Origin of the sequence: Cryobacterium sp. RTC2.1 (assembly GCF_035018685.1) — a bacterium.
Lineage (GTDB): Bacteria > Actinomycetota > Actinomycetes > Actinomycetales > Microbacteriaceae > Cryobacterium > Cryobacterium glucosi.
In genome coordinates, this window is record NZ_JASJXJ010000063.1 from 1 (window position 1) to 19718 (window position 19718).

Annotated in this window: 14 protein-coding genes; 3 read left to right on the top strand and 11 right to left on the bottom strand. The window is 60.8% G+C overall.

Translation table 11 applies throughout. The features are described from left to right. Positions 1-789: 789 nt before the first annotated feature. From QN357_RS09725 to QN357_RS09765, 9 genes are all read right to left on the bottom strand, one after another. Positions 790-1041, bottom strand: a complete 252-nt coding sequence (locus QN357_RS09725) for a hypothetical protein (RefSeq protein WP_322188972.1) — start codon at positions 1039-1041, stop codon at positions 790-792. After that, entirely contained in the window at positions 1038-1298 is a 261-nt protein-coding gene (locus QN357_RS09730; RefSeq protein WP_322188974.1) for a hypothetical protein, read from the bottom strand. Before QN357_RS09730 ends, QN357_RS09725 begins: the two co-directional genes overlap by 4 nt. 40 nt (positions 1299-1338) lie before the next feature. Further along, positions 1339-2016 (bottom strand): hypothetical protein, encoded by a 678-nt coding sequence (locus tag QN357_RS09735; RefSeq protein ID WP_322188976.1) that lies wholly within the window; start codon positions 2014-2016, stop codon positions 1339-1341. A 179-nt stretch (positions 2017-2195) separates the two neighbouring features. Then, positions 2196-3035, bottom strand: a complete 840-nt coding sequence (locus QN357_RS09740; protein ID WP_322188978.1) for a tetratricopeptide repeat protein — start codon at positions 3033-3035, stop codon at positions 2196-2198. Between the two features lie 13 nt (positions 3036-3048). Further along, positions 3049-3756: an RHS repeat-associated core domain-containing protein gene (locus QN357_RS09745; RefSeq protein WP_322188980.1), complete on the bottom strand. Its 708-nt coding sequence runs from the start codon at positions 3754-3756 to the stop codon at positions 3049-3051. A 457-nt stretch (positions 3757-4213) separates the two neighbouring features. Beyond that, positions 4214-10618, bottom strand: a complete 6405-nt coding sequence (locus QN357_RS09750) for a PA14 domain-containing protein (RefSeq protein WP_323504821.1) — start codon at positions 10616-10618, stop codon at positions 4214-4216. Positions 10619-11627: 1009 nt separating this feature from the next. Next, positions 11628-12248, bottom strand: a complete 621-nt coding sequence (locus tag QN357_RS09755) for a hypothetical protein (RefSeq protein ID WP_322188984.1) — start codon at positions 12246-12248, stop codon at positions 11628-11630. Between the two features lie 81 nt (positions 12249-12329). Then, a complete protein-coding gene (locus QN357_RS09760; protein ID WP_322138491.1) occupies positions 12330-13409 on the bottom strand; it encodes a DUF3039 domain-containing protein in 1080 nt (359 codons plus the stop codon). 34 nt (positions 13410-13443) lie between these two features. Beyond that, positions 13444-13836 (bottom strand): helix-turn-helix domain-containing protein, encoded by a 393-nt coding sequence (locus tag QN357_RS09765; protein ID WP_322138492.1) that lies wholly within the window; start codon positions 13834-13836, stop codon positions 13444-13446. Between the two features lie 848 nt (positions 13837-14684). On the opposite strand from QN357_RS09765, the gene QN357_RS09770 reads away from it, so the two are divergent. The 3 genes from QN357_RS09770 to QN357_RS09780 all read left to right on the top strand — a co-directional run bounded on the left by QN357_RS09770 (position 14685) and on the right by QN357_RS09780 (position 18004). Beyond that, positions 14685-15404, top strand: a complete 720-nt coding sequence (locus QN357_RS09770; protein ID WP_322188986.1) for a hypothetical protein — start codon at positions 14685-14687, stop codon at positions 15402-15404. Positions 15405-15555: 151 nt separating this feature from the next. Further along, the gene (locus tag QN357_RS09775; protein WP_323504822.1) at positions 15556-17535 is read left to right on the top strand and encodes a GNAT family N-acetyltransferase; all 1980 of its coding nucleotides are present in this window, start codon (positions 15556-15558) and stop codon (positions 17533-17535) included. After that, positions 17528-18004, top strand: coding sequence for a hypothetical protein (locus tag QN357_RS09780; protein WP_322188990.1), 477 nt, complete (start codon positions 17528-17530; stop codon positions 18002-18004). Before QN357_RS09775 ends, QN357_RS09780 begins: the two co-directional genes overlap by 8 nt. 191 nt (positions 18005-18195) lie before the next feature. Here the strand turns inward: QN357_RS09780 and QN357_RS09785 are convergent, their stop codons facing one another. Both QN357_RS09785 and istB read right to left on the bottom strand, forming a co-directional pair. Then, complete coding sequence (locus QN357_RS09785) at positions 18196-18573, bottom strand: hypothetical protein (protein ID WP_322188992.1); 378 nt, start codon at positions 18571-18573, stop codon at positions 18196-18198. A gap of 348 nt (positions 18574-18921) precedes the next feature. After that, positions 18922-19653: an IS21-like element helper ATPase IstB gene (gene istB, locus QN357_RS09790; RefSeq protein ID WP_322140266.1), complete on the bottom strand. Its 732-nt coding sequence runs from the start codon at positions 19651-19653 to the stop codon at positions 18922-18924. Positions 19654-19718 lie beyond the last annotated feature (65 nt).

A 19718-nucleotide genomic window follows, 5' to 3' on the forward strand; every position in this document is an offset into this window, starting at 1 on the left:
TCCCACGGTGGCTCTTTACGTTGACGAAGCAACGCTCAAGAGTGGGAAACCACACCACTCACCGGGACGTAACCCGTCGTCTTCTTGCGGGCACTTTGGATCTTCCTCCGGCCGCCGCTTCAGGAGGTTCAATGGCATTCATGTCTGAACCTCACTACTTAGTTGTGGTGAACATTTTACTGGGCGAAATGTTGCTTATAGTGTCCGCAACACAATCGAGGCCGACCCAATTTGAGGAAGCGCAGTTGAGCCCAGTGGCACTGAGTCCCGACACAACCGCGAGCGGCTCCGCGACCGGGAGGAGCCACGGAACGGCAAGGCCTGTTGCGCCAAACGTAACTGAGACACGCGAAAGCTCCAGTGATGCTTCCTTGAAATTCGACGGCTCAACGTGAACTAATTCGCCATCCCAGTGCTGAGGTTGGCGAACAACCACCGTGGAATGTGTCGGTGCCGTCCAAATTCATTGCCGACGCTTCCATCGGCGCTTGTTTCGCCTGGCCGCGGACAACGGACGCCGACCGAAATGCAACTTTTCCAACGCTTCCTCCTCGGGCCCGAGGGGAACCCACTCAAACTGCCATTCTCGAGCGCGGTCCTCAAGATAGCTGCCGTCATCGATGAACACTTCACCGGGCGCCGTAGGGCTCGGGGACGGGCTTATGACCATCACCCACCAGTCGTCGACGAACTCAGGATAAATGTAGGCGTACCTGCCAGCCCAAGGACCGGCGGTGATCCGCGCAACGCGTCCTTGAAGTCCCCAGAATTCTTCCCCTAGCCACATGCCTAGACCGGATCTGCCGGATAGTCGTACGCGTTGCTCACTCCGCCTTCGACCGGGTCAACACTCAGGAACCGTCCGAGCGCTGGGACGAACTGTCGTGCGCCCATCTCGATGGTGGCGATGGTTCCAGCGTGCTCGGTGAGTTTGCCGGCTCCTCCGACCCAGCCCAGGGCAGCGTCGACTCCCGGGAGGATGTCGGGGAACGTGTCGTCGGCGGCAGTGGTGCCGATCCGCCGGTTCGGCATTTGGTTCATTGCAGCAAGCCCGATAGATTGGCGGCCTGTTGCGACCAAGTATTGAATGCCAGCCCAGCGTCCACGCCCGCCGCGACGCCGAGATTCGCTTGACTAACACTTGCTTGCTGCTGAAGGTATACAAAGCCGTTGCGCGAAGAGGCAAGGTCGTCGTACTCACTCGCTGCCTCGACCCGATGCTCGCTAACGGTAATGGGATCCCATTCCCATAGAACATCTCTGATTTCGGTCCAGACCCGACTCGACATCATCGTCACCTCTGCCCTGCTCGAGCTCTCCCCAGCGGTTGACACTCACCTAGTCTCGGTCAAAGTAAACGTTCTCTTCGGTGAACACCGACGAGCCGGCAACAATAAACGGCTCCTCTTCAAATTCATCGACAATGCTCGGCGACTCTGATGCTTGCGCGATGACGCGAATGACTGATCCGATAGCGTCCAACCCGGACATATCCGTTAGTGAATGCCACCCGCGCACGTGGGCGAATTCATAGAGCGCGGTTCCGAGACTTTCGACTCGCGATGCTGCCTGAGTTCGTCGGCTCTCTTCGCACAGCGCACCGAGGAGTTCGTCTCGTCCAGCAGCGATCACGTTGGCCTCGTGGACTACACGGTAGTCCGACCGTTGAAGCACGCTAATGATCTGTCCGTCGTCCGTGACAGCGGCCATGTCGTCCTCCTCTTCGTCGTCGTCCTCGTCCTCGTCCTCAAATTCGTGGAACAAGGCAAACGGGCCGCTTGTGCCGGTCAGCTCAAAATGAGCTTCCGCATATTTCAGCCCCGCGGCCGCTACGGCCTCAAACCATCCGTCGGGAAACGTTGAGGACTCGTTGTCGATGGATTCGTTTAGGGCCGCATTGTGTTGTGAGAGCGTCTCCACCAAGTGCCGCGTGGCCGTCTGTAGCGCATCGAGCGCTGCCGGAGTCCACTGCTCATTGTCATCGTCGTCATGATCATTTTCGTCCACGATAGTCACACGTAACCTGCCCTTTCGGGTCAATTTGATTGAACGATCAGTCTTTCCTCGACGCTAATGCCACCGATAGTGCCGGGCGTGTGTCGTGTGTCATTTATCGCTCTTGCCCGTATTCGTAGCGACGTCCTAGCTGGCGTTGGTCAGACACGCGCCGCGAGTGTAAATCACGCTGCGTTTCCTCAACTTTTCTTCGTAGTCTCGTCCGTCGCCATGTCACGCAGAGCAAACCTATCGCCACGCTCGGCCGCAAGCCGCAGAAAACGGTCGGCCTCATCTACTTTCTCGGCGTCCCTCAGAAGCCTGGACAAGTTGTATGACGCATTTCTGTCTCCAAGTTCAGACGCGGTGCGAAGGATGCTCTCGGCTTTCTCAATCTCGCCGCGACGTTCGAGGAGGTTCGCATACGGAATCATGCTGTCCAGTTCCCCCGCCTCAATTCCCGCAGAGTAGAGCGCTTCGGCGCCGTCCAAATCTCCCTGAGAAAGCACCACTTCGGCAAGATCAGCTCGAGCCGTGGGGTAGGAATTTGCACCCCGACGGAGCAGCGGCTCCGCGATATCAACATGTCCCAAACTCAATTCCCATGTTCCGAGCATTCCAGCAGCTGCATCGCCAGCTTCACCTTCGTGTTGCATGACGACGCGGAGTAGGTCCGAAGCTTCGTCGGTCGCCCCCTGCTGGCGAAGATGCCACGCCAAATTTACTCGTGCACGCTGGTCGCCCAGCTCGACCAGGTGGCGATAAATATCAATTGCCCGATCAACACCCCCCTGGTCTTCAAGGACCTGAGCGAGACTCAGCCCGCTGTCTCGGTCACCAGCTTGCCAACCGCGCTCGTAAGCGCGGATCGCCTGTTGTACATCTCCCGTGGCTAAGAAACTGTTGCCCAAATTGAGAGCGGCCCAACTCTCACCGTCCTTGACCGCGCGCTCGAAGAGCCGAATGGCCTCCGTGTGATCACCGCGATCTGCGGCATCGTTGCCACGCTCCACCAGATCTTTGTCTGAGTTATCCGTCACTGCTTGCCACCTCCTACTTTGGGTCTTTTCGTTTGTTGGGGTTGTTGAATTTTTTCGCCCCGCCGTGCCCGTCGCGCTTTGTATGCCTGTCTGAACCACTCTTGCCATTCTTGGTGGTGTCATGACCTTTAGAATTTGCGGCTGCCCGCGGCGCCTTCGGCTTGTGCCCCATTGTCATGACGTTTGCGCGTTGTGCGTTTTCAACCGCAAGGCTGCCGAGGTAGACGGCTCCAACAACAACGACTGCGGCAAGGACCACCCAACCCACGGGATTCCAGAAATCAGCTCCGCCAAATACTGCCATAGCAACTAGAACTTCGACGAAATTCCCTGTGAGGTCGAAATTGTTGATGGGGTCCGTTGGGCACACGTAGTCGTTGGCGTTGCCGCCCTCGACCGGGTCAACACTCAGGAAGCGTCCGAGGGCGGCGACGTACTGTCGTGCGCCCATTTCGATGGTGGCGATGGTTCCGGCGTGTTCGGTGAGTTTGCCGGCGCCTCCGACCCAGCCCAGGGCGACGTTGACTCCCGGGAGGTTGTCGGGGAAGGTGTCGTCCGCGGCAGTGGTGCCGATCAGCCCCGTGAGGGTGTCGATGGATTGCCCGAACGGGTCGTAGCGGTACGCTGCGGTCCTGGTGCCGCTTTCGTCGGCAGTGACCGCGACATCCCCGTGAATGTTGGGGTAGGACCACACCTGGGTTCCGTCCGTGCGGGCGGCCACGCTCGCGCCACCCGGCAGTGAGCGTGTGGTTTGCACGGGGACGCCCGTGCCGCCCAGGATGATGCTCGCTCCATTGGCTGTGGCGGTTTGCTCTCACAATCGTGCAAGAAACCTTCTCCACCATTTAACCCTCGGTGCCAAAGGGTCGGGTTTCACAGGTTTGGGACCCAAGGGGCGCCAACCGAAATGCTGGCGTTCAATCTCTTCCTCTGCGGGTCCCAGAGCAATCCATTCGAATTGCCATTCTTCTGCGCAAGTCTCCAGGTACTGACTGCCGTTTGTGTAAAAATCCCCCGGTACGCCTGGCGTAGGCGGGGGGTCGATGACCATCACCCACAAGTCATGCGCAAATTCAGGATAAACGAAAGCGTATCGACCGGCCCAAGGACCGCCATGCAGTCGGGCGATGCGCCCTTGCTCTCTCCAAAATTCTTCTCCGAGCCACATAAAGACGACCTTAGTGATTGATGTGGAAAACGAGGTAGCCTTGGTGGCCCTTAATGCCCCTAGAAATGTCCGAAGAGACGCCAAATCTACCTTTCGATGCCGCACCGCGGTACCCGCGCGTGCCGTTTTGAATGTATCTAGCACCGTTTCTCGCAAAGTCAGCAACGGCTGATTTCTGCCACGAACGTGTGTACAAGCGGCCTGCGATGGCGGCGACCGGGCGCGAAGCCGAAACAGCTTCAACCGCGCCCTCTGTTCCCTTCAGATAGGCGGTCGCTTTCAGAAGCACGCTCCCAACCTTGAAGGCTCCAGCGCCCGGAATAAATAGGGAGGCGATGGTCAAATTCGCCTCTCGCTCCCACTCCTCCGAGGTCGTACGTGCGTAGGGCGAGCAATAAGCGTTCCAGCTTCCACACACTTCCGCGTTGCCCGTCAGATCAAATCCGTTGATCGGGTCAAGCGGGTATGAGTAGTCATTGGCACCCCCACCCTCGACCGGGTCGACGGAGAGGAAGCGTCCCAGGGCGGCGACATACTGTCGTGCGCCCATTTCGATGGTGGCGATGGTTCCGGCGTGCTCGGTGAGTTTGCCGGCGCCTCCGACCCAGCCCAGGGCGGCGTTGACTCCCGGGAGGTTGTCGGGGAACGTGTCGTCGGCGGCAGTGGTGCCGATCAGCCCCGTGAGTGGGTCGATTGATTGCCCGAACGGGTCATAACGGTACGTTGCGGTCCTGGTCCCGGTTTCGTCGGCAGTGACCGCGACATCCCCGTGGATGTTGGGGTAGGACCACACCTGGGTTCCGTCCGGGCGGGCGGCCACGCTCGCGCCACCGGGCAGTGAGCGTGTGGTCTGCACTGGAATGCCCGTACCGCCCAGGATGATGCTCGCTCCGTTGGCTGTGGCGGCGAAACGTATCGTGGTTGCGGGGCCGGTGGGGGGTGTTTCGGTGCGTTGGATGATCTGTCCGCCCGCGTCCCGGATGTAAGCGAGGACCGTGCCATCGGTGAGGGTGGTGCGGACGTGCCGGTCTGCGATGTCGTAGGCCAGTGTCTGGTCGGCCAGTTTGGTGGTGTTGCCGTGGGAGTCGTAGCCGATGCCAGACGGTGGCACACCGGCGCCGACGGGGTAGACGGTCGCGGTGGGCCCCACGACACCGCTGGACGTCAGCCGGTCGGCCTGGTCGTAGCAGTAGGTGGTGGTTCGTGTTCCGGCCGTGCTTTGGTCGGAGCTGGCCGTCCGGTTGCCGTTTCTGCCCGCTCCCGTATTGAGGCCGCAGGACCCGGTGTTGGCGTATTGGTAGGTCAGTGTGTGGCCGGGGAGGGTGGCCGTGATCAGTCTTCCGGCAGCGTCGAATGCGTAGGTCGAGCTGACAGTGGTCCCGTCGGTGACGGTGTTCGCGACGATCCTTCCGGATTGGGAGCGGTTGACCTGGTCGGTGTAGCTGGTTTGTGCGGCAAATGCCCACGTCTGACCCGTGAGGGCCCCGGTCGCTGCGCGCTCGATGGCGGACAGGCTGGACCCGTTGGAGTAGGCGGCCGTGCTCAATCTCCCATACGTGTCGTAGGCGGGGTCGGCGAGCAATGTCCCGTCGACGGTGACCGTTTCGGCCTGACCGCTGATGTTGAAAGTTAGCACCGTCGTCGACGGGGCCTGACCGGGCACGGTGAACTGGGATGTGGTGCTCTGCCCGAGGAGGTTGTACGTGGCGGTGGTCACAACTCCCCACACGTCGGTGGATTGCACAACACGTCCGAGCAAGTCCGTGGTTGTGGTTGACGTCCCGGCGGGGTCGGTGATCGTGCTGGTCAGCGGGTCGGCCGGAAGAACACCGTTAGCCGCGGCGTAGTTGCGGGTCACTGTGCGCCCTGCGACACCGTTGTAGTCCGGGAACACAGTCGTGACGGGGCGGCCCCGGGCGTCATAGGCGGTACACGTCCACGCGCTGTCGCCGGTGCGTTTGGTTCCCACGGTGCGCCCGAACAGGTCAGAGACGAACTGGGTGGTCACCCGGGATCCGTCGCTGGCGGGAGGCTGAATGGTCTGTTTCAGGGCCCCGTACTGGCGTGCGCCCGCGTCCACTCCGCAGACCGGGCTTGTGGTCGACCAGGCTGCACCCACGGTTTCATCGTCGGAGTAGTACACGGATTGGGTTCCGGCGGCGCTCACGCTGGCGCCGGCGTCTACCCCGGCGGGCAGCACTCGTGACGTGCGGCGAAGATTGCTGTCGAAGCCGGTGGTGGTGCGAAGTTTCAGGCCGGCCGGGTCAAGGGTTGACGCAGTCGCAAGTCCGAGCCAGGGTGTCGCGTATTCCGTGGCCGTCGTGAGCGCGGGCACGTTCTGGTTCGTGACGCCCGCCGGGGCGCCGGTACCGACGGAGTCGTCAGTGCTCGTGCCCGTGGTCAGGTTGTACGCGGGCTTCAGCGCGGTGCCGGGAACTTTGACGTAGGCGGTGTCACCGGGCTTCTGCCAAATCAGGCTCAGCGCGGATGCTGAGGTGAGTTGGAAGTACTGCACGCGGATGCGCACGGTCTGTCCGGGCGTGGTCGCGGTGAAGGTTCCCGGCGCGGAGGGCAACCAGCTTGACGGGTGCCAGAAGTCGATGATGAGGTTGTCGTCAATGAAGACTTTCGTGCCGTCATCGGAGTACGTTTCCAACGAGTACTGGCCGGCTGTGGGGAACGTGATGGTGCCGGTGAGCTGCACCGACCAGTTGGTGGCCGGGATGCCCGTGACGGGTGGGAGGCCTGCCCAGTCTTTGTCGATCATGCCGTCGGTCACCGTCGAGATCCCCAGCGTCAGGGCTTTCGGCATGCCAGTGAGCGTGGCGTTGTCGTACCAGGCGGCCGAGAGTCCGTTCATGCCCTCGTCGTACTTGGTCGCCGAGTGACCGGGGGTGATGGCACAGCCTGCCACCGGCTTGAAGTCGCTGCCAAAACAGGTCGCGGGCGCTGGCCCGTACGTGTCCGTGGGACGGTTCAAGCTGTCGTACAGAGTCGTGGACGTGACGCCGACCGGATCCGTGGTCGAGAGGATCTGGTCCTTGCTGTTCCACTTCGCGGTGCTCGTGAGGCCGGCCGGTGAGGTGTCGGTCAGGGTCCGCCAGGCGTCGTCGTAGGTGACGGTGCGGGCATGTCCGTTCGGAAGAGTGCCCCAGGTTCCCTGACCCGCCACGTCGACCGTCGCCGTACGGGTGGCCGGGTTGTTCGTATACTGATGCCAGGGTTGCGCGGTCGCGGTGACCCCGTCCGGCGCGGCAGCTGTCACCTTGGCCGCACGTCCACCGGCGTCGTAGGCGATGGTGGTGCGGTTCTGATCCGATGCGGTCCGTCCAGGGACCCGCGCCCAGTCCGTCTGGAGGGGGTCGCGGACGCCAGTGACCCGCCGCAAGGTGTCGTAGCTGAAGGATGTTTCCTCAGCGCCCGGGTCCACGATTCCGATGAGCTCGCCCGCCGCGTTATAAAACAGCCGGGTGGTATCGGGGTCTCCGGGTTTGTGGCCGGGGTAGACGATCCGGCAAAGCATCCCGGCGGGGGGCGCCGTGGCTCCGGCCACAGTGGGACAGGCGGTGTTGGAGGCGTCCGAGTCGGCGCCGGTCAACGGCCCGCTGGTGAGGTCTCCGCTGTAGAAGTACCAGATGTCCCGGGCGGGACCCGTACCAGCGAGCCGGTCGAAGGTGCGCTTGACGCGCCCGTCGGCCCGATACTCCACCCCGGGCGCCACAGGCTTGTTCACGTCCAAGGGCGACAGGGCTTGTTCGATTGCACCGTCGGTGCGGAAGACATACATCACACCGCTTCCATCGGTGAGGGTGACTTTGTTGTCGGCACCGACCGCGATGACGCCCGCTTCACCAGGCGGCGGCGAGTATCCACCGGCGGGGTTGCGCTTGTAGGAATGCGTACTGCCGGCGGCGTCGGTCACGGTGATCGAGCCCTCCTCAACCCGGGCGCGCGTGTACGTGCCTTGATCTCCGGCGAGAACGGTCGAGGTCGCCCAACCGTCGGGAAGAATCTGCGACTGCTTGGTCAACCAGGATGCCGGAACGAGGAACTGGTCGCCCTTAGCGTTCTGGGCCCAGAGTTCGATCCGGGCGGCACCAGCGTTCTCGAAGTAGTCCAGCCGTAGCGGGGCCGCTGTGCCATCAAAGGACAGGGCGGTGCCCCACTGCACGTCCGCGGGCGAGGTGTTGGTCCACTGGTCGACGACCGTCGTCCCCGCGATGAAGAGGCGGGCGCCGTCGTCCCGTTTCACCCCGAACGTGTACAGGGCACTCGGGTGCGGGTTACCGGCACTCGCCGGGTCAACCGGCGGTGTCACGAAGCCGGTCCATTTTGCCATGAACACGTCCGCGGGGATCCCGTCGCCGGGAGAACCCGTGCCCCAGTTGAAGTTCACCTGCGGGTCAGAGCGCACCAACAGGCGTTTCGCCACAGAAATGTCCCAGGTTTGCGCCTGGCCGACGGGCGGAGCCCCATCAAAGTACTCACCGGTCAACCCGAGGTTCGACGCCGACTGCGAGTTGTAGTTGAACATCACCCCCATCGCGCCTCCCGCCGTCGAGACAGTCGGAGACGGGAAGCTGAGCGATGCGTTCCCGGAAGCCAGATTCACGCTCACCGGGCCGGCTGAATCTGACGGGGAGGGCCCGCCCGCCCCAAGCCGCTTGTTCACGGTGAAGGACGACACCCAGGGGGTGCCGGATTCGGTGTACTGATCATGGGTCAGCACGGTCCACGAATATGCGGTTCCGTCCTGCAACGACCCGGTCGGCACGGTCCAACTCGGCGAGTTCACCCACCCGGAATTCAAAACGCCTCCCATCCTCGAGTCCGCTCCGGTGGCGACACGGAACCAATACTGGATGGGCCGATTCTCCGGATTCACTACAGGTGAAACTGTCAGCGTGGGCTCCGTAGACACCACAACGCTCTTGTCGGATGGCAGGGCGGTGTTCTTGTCCGCCAGCGGCGGTGTATTGACCGTGAAGCTCCAGGTCGCTGACCCGCGTTCCGAGGACACGCCCCACGCACCAGAATAGTCGTCGGTGACGTACCCCTTCCAGTAGTACGTGTGCCCGGGTAGCAAGAGCACCGCGGGAACTTGGAGGGTGTCCGACCCTTGGTAGCCGGTCGACCAGATCGGCGACACGTCCGGGTTGGGGTTCTCACTGAGCTTGAACCCGAACGAAAGCGTTGTGCCCTGCGCCGCCGTATACCCGCCCAGTTTGAATGTCGGCGTCAAACTGATGTTGGTGGCTCCGTTGCCTGGCGAGGGCGCCACCAAGGTTCCCGGGGTCGGGAACTCCTTCCACCAGACATATATCTGGTTGGTGTTGTACTGCTTGTACGTGAAAGCATTCGTTTCTTCGCCGGTGAAGGTCAGCCACATTGCGGTGGTCCCACCGGCAGTCCAGGAGGCCATGTTTTGCGTGAAGGTGTCGTTCTGTATGTTGCCGCCGCCGTTGGTGTAGTTCACCGCCCCCAGGTATGAGCCCAAGTTGTCGTACATGAAGTTGTTCGAGACGTAGAGCCCGCCGGTGCGCGAGGTCGTGGTGCTGTCTGAGGACTGCCCGCCCAGGCCAATCTGCGCGCCCAAAACCTGCTTGCCGGCGATGGACCCCCAGTCGTACAGGGCCATCGTCCGCCAGGTCCCGTTCGTGTTCGTGTTTCCGACCTGGATGCCGTAGTTGTGGTTGTACTGCCCGTTCGTCTTGTAGGAATGCGACTCGGATGCGCCTTGGTAGAGATCGGGATCGACCATCACGGGATACACCCGCTCCTTGTCGTTGAGCCAACTCCTGTCGACGGAGAGGTCCAGTCGCCACGCGTCGCCGTCCTGACGCACCGCGACAGCGACGTCACCCTGGGTGTTGGCGCGGTCGCCTTTGGTTCCGGCCGAGTCCCAGGCAATCGGCCGCGGAATCACCAGCTGCGTGACACCGGCTTCGTCGTTGAAGAGGATATCGCCATTCTTCGGGTCGACGAGCAGCCGCAGCCCGCCGGTATCGATCCGCCATCCCCACGAGACGCGTCCCGACGTCCCAGGACTCTTGGAGAGCTTGAACAGCTCCTTGACGCCCGACGGCCGCACCTGGTAAATGAGGTCCGTGTTCGGGAACACGCCCGGGTATACAGCCTTGTCCTTCTCTTTGGACGACGGGGACTGATCACGCTGCATCGATCCACTCGCGGCGTCCACAAGTGCGAACGAGACCTTCCGCCCGTTGTTCGTCACGCTCAGCAGCGAAGACTCGTCGGAGCGTTCGGCGAAGACCGGAGCCAGAGGATTCTGGGACACTTCGGCGCCACCCTTGCCCAGAAAGGCGAACGGCCCACGCCCGGACAAATCCGTCAGAACCGGCTTCCACGCCCCGTCGACCTTGACGTTCAAAGGCACGTCCGAGAATTCGGTCATCTTCGAGTCGCCAGGACCCTGATAGGTCCGTTCGAAACCACTTTCAGACAAGACCTTCGCCGTTGACTTGTCAAAGCCCTTGAAGTCAGCGGCCTTGAGTTTCTCAGCCGGAGCCGGGGCTGGCACGGGAGCGATATACGTACTATCCGCCGGGGGATTTGAGAAGTCGCCGACTTGGGGCGCCTCGGCCGGAGGAGCTTTCGGAGTGGCCGAACCGTCGGGGAGGAGGGGTTCCGGCGTCGAAACGGCCTTCGCCGCGGCCTTCACGCTGAGCGCGGAAGCGCTGGACGGCTGCACGACTCCGACAACGAGAATCGATGAAAGAACCAGTCCAAGTGCAATGTTCACGACACGACGAGCACGGATCATGGCTCCCCCAAACGCACGATGGCGTCCTCATCAACGCCACTGTGCGTTGCCTGAGGGGAGTAAACCACCCTTGCAATATCCTGTGAAGGGCCTGACCATCACCTGTGAATATGACAAATACTTATGTTAGTCGGGAAGGAAATAAAAAGCTGTTCAAAAGGCATTTCGGTGTCAGATGCGGAACGAGTGTGGCCCCTGAACTGGGGGACAATTCGGACACAGAGCCGCTTCACGAAAGGGGCCTCCGGGCCTGCCGTGGGGACGTGAAGACGATTGGAAAGCATGTCGCGAACGCCCACAGTGAGGAGCTGGTCGATATCCCAGCTGTCTCAAAATTTGCGACAGCTGGGAAGGAAGGCGGTCGAGTCGTTGAGCGCAGTAACGAGCTTTCGCTTGGACCTTACATGGCTCAAGCAGAAATTCGTGCTGCCTTTAGTTGCGTTCATCGGGGCTGTCGTGGCGGTATTCGCGCTGCACATGTAACCAACGCCCGTTGGGCTCCTCAAAGGATTCTCCCTGGCACAATTCGGTTGGTTCACCCTCGCCGAGACGAACCATGCCGCCGGTACAGTGCCGTGCTGGGCCGCGCAAAGTCATGGACCTTGCTCTCGCTCGTGCCCCCATTACCCACGCCGACTCCCTACGCCCCAAGCACCCCGTCAACAAGCTTCCCCAGCCGGGCAACGGCTTCAAACCCCTTGCGGCTCACCATGAATCCAATGAGCCGGTCCTTGTCGAGTCTGCCTACCGCCCGGAGCTCACGAAGGTCGTGGAGCGCATCGCGCTTGCCGGCTGCGTCGGCCCACCCGTTGTTGCCGTTCCAGAGGATTCGCTCGTAGAGCTTGGTCTCTGCCTCTCCGAGCGGAGCCTGCACCTCGCGCGTCGCCACGTTGAACGCCCCGTTCACTGCGGCCCAGCCATGAAGTGGCACGGTGGGGAACTCGACGACAACGACCTTGCTGACGCCATCGCTGGGAAGCGCTCGAGAAAGAAGTTTGAGGCTGGGGTGAAGCAGGACTACAACGCGCGCCTGGTTTCCGAGGCGCCCGGAAGACTTCTCTGTGACAAAGTCCACGCCTTTTAGTGAATCCGGGATCTGGTTCTTCACGGTGACGGCCACTTGAAGCGGGAGGCGTGCGTCTCGTGCAACGAGCCGGCCGAGTTCGGCGCCGGGGATGAAGTTGTTGACCTCGTCCGTCCAGGGAACAGAGAACAGCCTGTGGGCACGCGTGTCGACCTGTGTTGAATCCCGTGGAGTCATATTTCTGAGGCTATCCGGCAGCACCGACAGCGCCGTCGCGTGCGGCACGTGGTCCTGCTGCCAGGAGCACCTGTGGATAATTTAGGCCGAAGGGCTATCGCGTACATTCGCGCACGTCAGACACACGAGGAGTGCCTCGTGGTCGTGCATGGGCACGAACCAGTGACCACACACCGCCCGCACCGCGCTTCCCTCGAGTGACGCTTCGGTTAGTCCTGTGACCGGCGTGTAGTGAGCGATGGTCCCCATTCTCACTACACCGGGAAGATCTCCCGCAGCCAGGCGTCCCTCACTCCTGGTCTGGCGAGCACGTGCACTCGTCGTCTGGTCTACAAGCACTCGATACGATATGGCCTCACCGGCGAGGGGAGCCGCTGTCCATTCAAGCGTTTCAGGCTGCACGGACGCGAGAATCGTCCGGGTCGCAACGCTATTCAGGTGCGCGTATTTTCTTTCCATGGGAGCAATCGTCAGAATTGCCTCGGTTAATTGTTCGCCCGCCTCTTCGAGGGTCTCGATGGAAATGGACAGTTCCATGAGGACATCCAGCTCTGCTGCTGGTCGGAGGATTTTCAACGGACCGGCATTGGACGTATCCAGGGCATTCGCCAGCAGAATAAGCACGGAGAGGTGAAGTTGCATTTTCCAAGCGTCGAGCTGTGCAACCTTGCAGTCGACCACTTCCAAAGCCCGGTCTTCAGCCTGGGGAAGAAACGCATCGGAATTGCCAGCGCATTCATCTGCGAACCACGAGTAGAAATCTTCAGGCGAACCCGCTCTGTGATATCCCGCAGCCCCAAACCATACGGTTTGGGACCCATCCTCAATCAAAACAGTTGCCGCTCCCCGCCAACGGGACGAAAAGGTCTGCTTCCACCATGCCCGGTCGGACACCGCACTGATGGCTTCGCGGAGCGTGCTCGCGTCATCCGCACCAGAGAACTGGTCGTCAAACGCATGAATGATGGGATGCCTCAGTCGCGATATTGGAGGTAGTCGCCGAAGCATGTCTCCAATTTCGGAATCCTTGGCTTTGCCGGCTATTCGCCGTGCAACGACTCGGCGGAGCTCCACCGCATTCCTCAGGTCGGCCGGATCAATCCAGTCCTGCTTCAGGTCGTCACATATACATCGGAGGGTAACGCGTCGGGCTCTGCTCACTAGCCCAGCCTACGAGACCCCCAGCACAAAAAAGCTAGGACATCTCGTCGAGTGCGGCGTCCTCGGAGGCACTTCCCCCAGCGAAGGCCAGCGCCGTCTGGCTTTGCGCGTGGAACATCCGGCTTTGATAGGCAACTAGATCTCTACCAAGAATCCTCTTATCTCGCACCCCCACGACGAAAAAAGAAAGCGCGCCCGAATCGAGAACTTTGTATAGATGAGTTCGACTTAGCCCGAGAAAACGGGCAGCTTCGGATGGCGTGACCGAAGAACCCTCAGCGAGGACGAGGACATTTTCTCCTCTGCGCAATTCAGCGGCCATGGAATCGAGCGCACTCTTTAGCGTTCCGGAAGGAAGCTGATCTCGGGTGCTTTCGAGAGTTCTTAGCTGGTCGGCGGAAACGTCGGATACGGAGACCGTTGTCATTGTCGGATGCTCATTCCGGAAAGTGAATTTTGGATAGTTAGTTTTATATGGGCTAAGGACTAGAGCCTCGGCGGCGCAACGTGGTTGAAGAATTATCAACAAGATTTTCGGTGACGCATGTCACAAGTGTCACAGGTGCCACAACTGTTGTCAACTCGTCGACGCAGCGGTGAGGCCCACCACAAGTTCGTGAAAGACGCCCGACCTTCTCCAGAACTTGGGTAACCTCTCAAGACTGTGCCCCGTCGCTGCCAGCGGAGTGGCATTAACCGCGTATCCATTGGCGAGAAGGTAGGCATGTTAGCAATTGGGGCGTGCGAACGAGCTCTGCATGGCGTTGGTTCCAGCTATCACCTTGACCGTTGGCGTCTTTGGCAATCTCTACACAGAGTCGCTGAGAGATTCGCGACTCCGCAGACGCGAGGAAGTCGCTCGAGTCGATGGGCGCAAACGGATATTGGTGGACCGGACGGAGCGCACGATGTCCTCATAAAGCTCACGTCGGACCATGTGCGCGTGGAAGGCCAACGGCGCAAAATGCTCAGAGGTGACGTCTTAGCTCTCCCCGTTCCCCGTTTGGCTTCAACTTGGGATTCCGCGGCCCAGAGACAGCAAGTCCCCGGGGAGTACCCAGTCGTGACGAGAGTCACCTTTGGCGCACGGATTACCTGGACATCACCTCGAGGCCGACAGCAAGAAACCGAGGTCACCTCGTCCGTGTCAGCGCCTGACGGCAGGACCGTCTAACGCGGGTTACGTGGGGTCGGCTCGCCGGGCCCGAACGTACCAATTGGCCTCAGGTCGTCGGGCTGGCTTTCATCAGCTCTGGGCTCCTCCTCTCCGGCTCCATGTTCTTGCCAGGAATTGACCCATTTCTTCGAGCGGCAGGCGCAACCACAGCAGGCCTGTTCATAGGCGGCGGCCTCCAGCTGAAACCCTTGACCTTCATTCGTAAGGCGGTGTCTCACCCCAACCCCAAGCTTGGGTGGATTCTCGTCGCGGCATCTCTGGCACTGGCGACTGGTTTTGGCGTCCTTCTCGTGTTCCGTCAGTGGACGAATGACTGGGTACCCCTCGGGTTCCTTATCTTGGGTCTGGCAGTTTGCGCGCTCGGCTCGGGTCTTGGGAATCTATATCCCGGGGGCAACAAGCACCCTGAAGTATTTCTGCTGCCTGTGGGATTCAACGGCCTCCTCCTGTTCGAGACCGGACTTCACACGGATGCGAGCTCATCCCCGCTGACAGTGATGGTCTTTGTCCCAGCATTGGTCGTTTCAGTTGTGCTCACGGTTTGGGCGTTTCAAATTCGCGGAGCAGCAACCGCCGAATATGCCAAGGCGACGGAGGTCGCTCGTGGCGTCCTCTGGGGCTGGCTCCTCCTATTCGCCGCGAGCGTCTTTTCGTCCATGGTCGGGATCCACCTTGATGGCAAAGACTCCCTCGACCCGCTGCGCTTTCTGCTGCCGCTAGTTACGTTTGGCTCGGTCATCGCTGCCGTAACCACTGGTTTTTCGAGGTACGCGGAGGTCAAAGGCGCACTGGAGATGGAGACATCCCTGAATCGTTAGCAGCACACGGCCGAGTCGTCATCGGTGTCCGTCGAGCGTGACTAGGCTGACCCTGCAGAGACCGGGGAGGGCAATCGCCATGGGGGATCGTTTCATTTATTGGCAGCCAGGATTGGCTGACGCCGAAGGTCTACTGTCTGGCACTCTCGAGGTGGCCAAGGAGAATAGTGCAACGCTCGGTTTTCTACCGAATGCCGCCTTCACCGACCGAGCCGCGCACAATGGTCTCCTCGTGGCGTCGCGGGATGGGATCGTCGTTGGCTATGTCCTGTATGACCTCCCAAAGTCCCACATCAAACTCGTTCACGTCAGCGTGACTGCTGGCAGCCGCGGCGACGGGCTTGCGGCCCGAATGGTCGAGCACGTCATCGAATCGAACCCTCGCCGGACAGGAATCCTTGCCAATTGCCGCAGGGACTATGACATGGATGCGTTCTGGACGTCCCTTGGCATGTCGCCGAGGTCGGATAAGCCTGGCCGAGCTCTCGATGGATCCACCCTCACAGTTTGGTGGCGACCTCTCGGTGAACTGGACCTGTTCGACGGACTGATATCGGAGTCAGGCAACCCTCTCATCGTCTTGGACTCGAACGTAGTTATCGACCTTCATTCGTCCCCGACAGTCAAGCGCCCAAACCGAGTTGAATCACGCGCACTCGTCGGCGACTGGCTCCAGGCAGCAGCAGCGTTCGCGGTGTCACCGCACCTCGACGTAGAACTCAACAAGCTCAGTGACCCGTTGGAACGAAAGCAGCAGATGAGTGGATCAGCGCACCTCATCCGCCTCCGCAGCGACCAGACAGCATCCAAAATTCTTTCCGGCGAGCTCGCATCGCGCATCACCACTGCTGAGTTCTCAAGAGACGCAAGCCTCAGCGACGACTTCATTCATCTCGCGGACGCCGTCAGGGCCAACGCCGACTTCTTCGTAACGAACGACGGCAATCTCATTTCTCTTACGCAAGAGTGGCTCGAGAGAGACTTTGGACTGGCCATCGTCCGGCCTCATGAACTCGTAATACGACTCGACAAATCCGGTGAACGTCCACTCTACGAACCGAGGCTCCTTCAATCCGTCGACTTCGAGTTCCAAAACGCGACGACGCGATCCGACGCAGCCCTTGAGGACGCCTTCCTGAACTTCACCGGACATGAACGCGGCCAAGACTTCCGCTCCAGGTTGCGCGCAGCTCTCGCCGGTGCTGAAGGGCTTTCCGCCCAAATTCTCACGGACGGCGTCGGCAAGTTATACGGCATCCTGGTAACCCAAGTGGTTGACGGATGCCTGCAGGTACCACTGTTCCGTGTTTCCCGAGGGCACATCGCTTCAACCGTCGCGTTCCAACTTGCCCGACGCCTGCGAAGCCTTGCTCTGCAGCAAAGTGTTGGACAAATCGCAATTGATGACCCAGTCCTTCAGAGCGTCACCAAAGAGGCACTCGTCCATGACGGGTTCCAAGAGGTGTCGAACGTCTATTCAGCCCGAACCATTGACGCTTATTTCAATACTGCCGAACTCGGTGCTGATCTCGGCGAGCAGGTCAACGTCAGCACGGCAGACGCCGTAGCTGAGGTCGAGAGGCGTCTATGGCCATTGTTAATCCGGGAGGACGTAACGCCGTGCGTTGTGCTCCCCATTCGGCCCCAGGCCGCCATGGAACTCTTCGGGTATCCGGCGAACCTCGTGGATCGCAGTCCGTCTTTGGGGTTGCGCCGGGAGCACGTATATTTCGCAAGCTCGAACACGAAACTCGTCTCAGCCCTACCGGTTAGGGCGCTCTGGTATATCAGCGCCGACGCGACAGTCGCTGAGCGATTGATTTTCGCGCACTCTCGCATCATCGAATGCTTGGACCTGCCCACTGCTGAGGCGAATCAGCGCTTCTCCCATATGGGTGTTTACAAACTCAAGCAGTTGCAAGTGGCGGCTGGAAAACGCAGCACGGTGCGGGTAATTCGCTTTGAGGACACGCATCTGTTACCTCGTCCCCTTCCGCGCCGGCAGCTTAAGCCCGTCAAGGAAAGGCACGGGGTTGTGGGAAACTTTCAATCGACCCGGTCGGTGCCAGTTGGCTTCTTTCACGATATTTTGGACGCTCAAAGAGATGATGCAGGCGAGGTCCATGGCTGAAGTACTTTTGGCAATTAAGCCCGTTTTCGCGGCGGCCATCTTAAGCGGCGTCAAAAAGGTGGAGCTGCGTCGTCGAGTTCCTCTTTGGGCGCCGGGCACGATTGTGCACATGTACGCGAGCACACCTCAGCGTGCTGTGACCGGTTCGTTTGTTGTGAAGGAGGTACTGCGCGCGGAGCCTTGGCTTCTCTGGCGGGACTACCATCGCGACCTTCACTTGAACTTCGATGAATTCAGCAGCTACCTTGCAGGTCTGTCCCATGGATTCGCTATTGAGATTGAAAGCCAGGCGACCTACCCGACACCAGTGTCGCTTGAGGAGATCCGATCAACCCTCGCCATACAGCCGCCCCAGAGCTTCCGATACTTATCGGCACCCAAAGTTGAGCAGCTGCGAACTCTCGCGTCTGTTCATCCCATCCAGCCCGAACAGCACGGTGAAGTTGAACACAATCGGGCAGCCGGCTAAGCCCTAGCGCCGCTCCGGCGATCAACGCGCCCGTGATGACTTCACTGTCCCTTAGCCCAGCACAGGCCTCCCGTCGAAGGGACGGCACAGAGGGACCTACAGGGGTGGCACCACCCTGAAATCAGCCTGGCCTGACCGCGCGCAAGCCGCCTCTCCACCACAACCCGGCCAACTACCGAATTAGTCTTCTCTCACCACTCCACCGTCGCCTCGTCCCGCGCCTTCTCGACGAGCTCGTCCGGCTCATCCAGGTGCTCCACCGGCCGGTCGCCGCCGAAGTAGCCGGAGGGGAAGCACAGCCAGACGACGAGCTCGTTCTGCGACAAGGCCACCTCGTGCGCGAGCTCGACCAGGGCGGGAATGACCGGTGCGACATGTCCCGATTCGAATTGGAAGCCTGGATACGCGTACGCACGTCCTCGCTCGATGGCGAGGAGCTGTCCATCCGCTCTCATCCGAGAGACCACGTCGACATCGGTCTTCGGCAGATTCAGGGCCTCCAACACTTCCTCAGGGTTGAGCAGCCCCCAGGTCGCCTCTATTTCGCGCCAGACCGTCTCAATCCTCATGGCCGGCACCTGACTGCTCGACGCGCTCAATCCGGCGGATCTGGCTGGTGACATGCCAGTAGAAGTCAGTCATCTCGTCGTCGGAGATCATCGTCCACCGTCCGGGCTCCCCGACACTGCACGCCTCGAGGGTGCGGAGCGGCCGCGTCACGTCGTTGTGTTTTGTCAACTCGAACCCGGCCATTTGATCGCTAATTAACCGGCCACTTCAGCACCGTTTCCGGCCAATTGATCACGGTGCCTGCGGCGGTCGGTTTTGGGGTCGTTTCCTCGCGCTGACCCGCGGCAGAGTGGCGTTGGGGTGGCCCAATCGGCGTCAGGTTCGAGACCAGCCGGGCCTGGCCGGGGCTATTTCATGAGGGCATGCTTGACGCGGTAGGACTCGCCGCGAAATTGGAGGAGGCGGCCGTGGTGGACGATGCGGTCGATGACGGCGGCGGCCATGTTGTCGTCGCCGAACACTGTGCCCCAGCGCGAGAATTCTAGGTTTGTGGTGATGATCAGGCTTCTTTTTTCATAGCCGTCAGCGATGACTTGGAACAGGAGGCGGGCGCCTTCGGTGTCGATCGGAAGGTAGCCGAATTCGTCGATTGCGAGTAGCTGGTTTTTCGCTATGTTGACCAGTTCCCGGTCGAGGCGGCCTTCGTCTTTGGCGCGGCGCAGCTGCATCACCAGGGACGAGGTTGTGTAGAACCGGGCCGGTATTCCTTGTTGGCAGGCGGCGGCGATCAGCGCGCTGGCGAGGTGGGTTTTGCCGGTCCCGACATCGCCGTAGAGGACCAAGTCTTCGGCTCGGTTGATGAAGTCCAACGACGTTAGCTCCTCCCTGCCGTAGTCCTCAGGGAATTTCACGCTGGAGTAGTCGAAGCCCGTGAGTGATTTCAGCGCTGGCAGTCGGGCGGCCGTCAGCAGTCGTTGGCGGCGTGATGCTTGTCGGGATTCGTGCTCGGCCAGGAGCATTCCGTGGAGGTATTCGCGTTGTTTCGGGGTGCCTTTCTCGGCCCATTCGACCAGCACGCTGTGGGTTAGTGACGCCTGCCGGCCGGTCTCGATGATGTCCTGCGCAGTGATCAGAGTCATGCGATTTCTCCCGTCAGCGTGTTGAGGGTGGTGAAGCTTTCGGTGGTGAAGATGTCATAGACGCT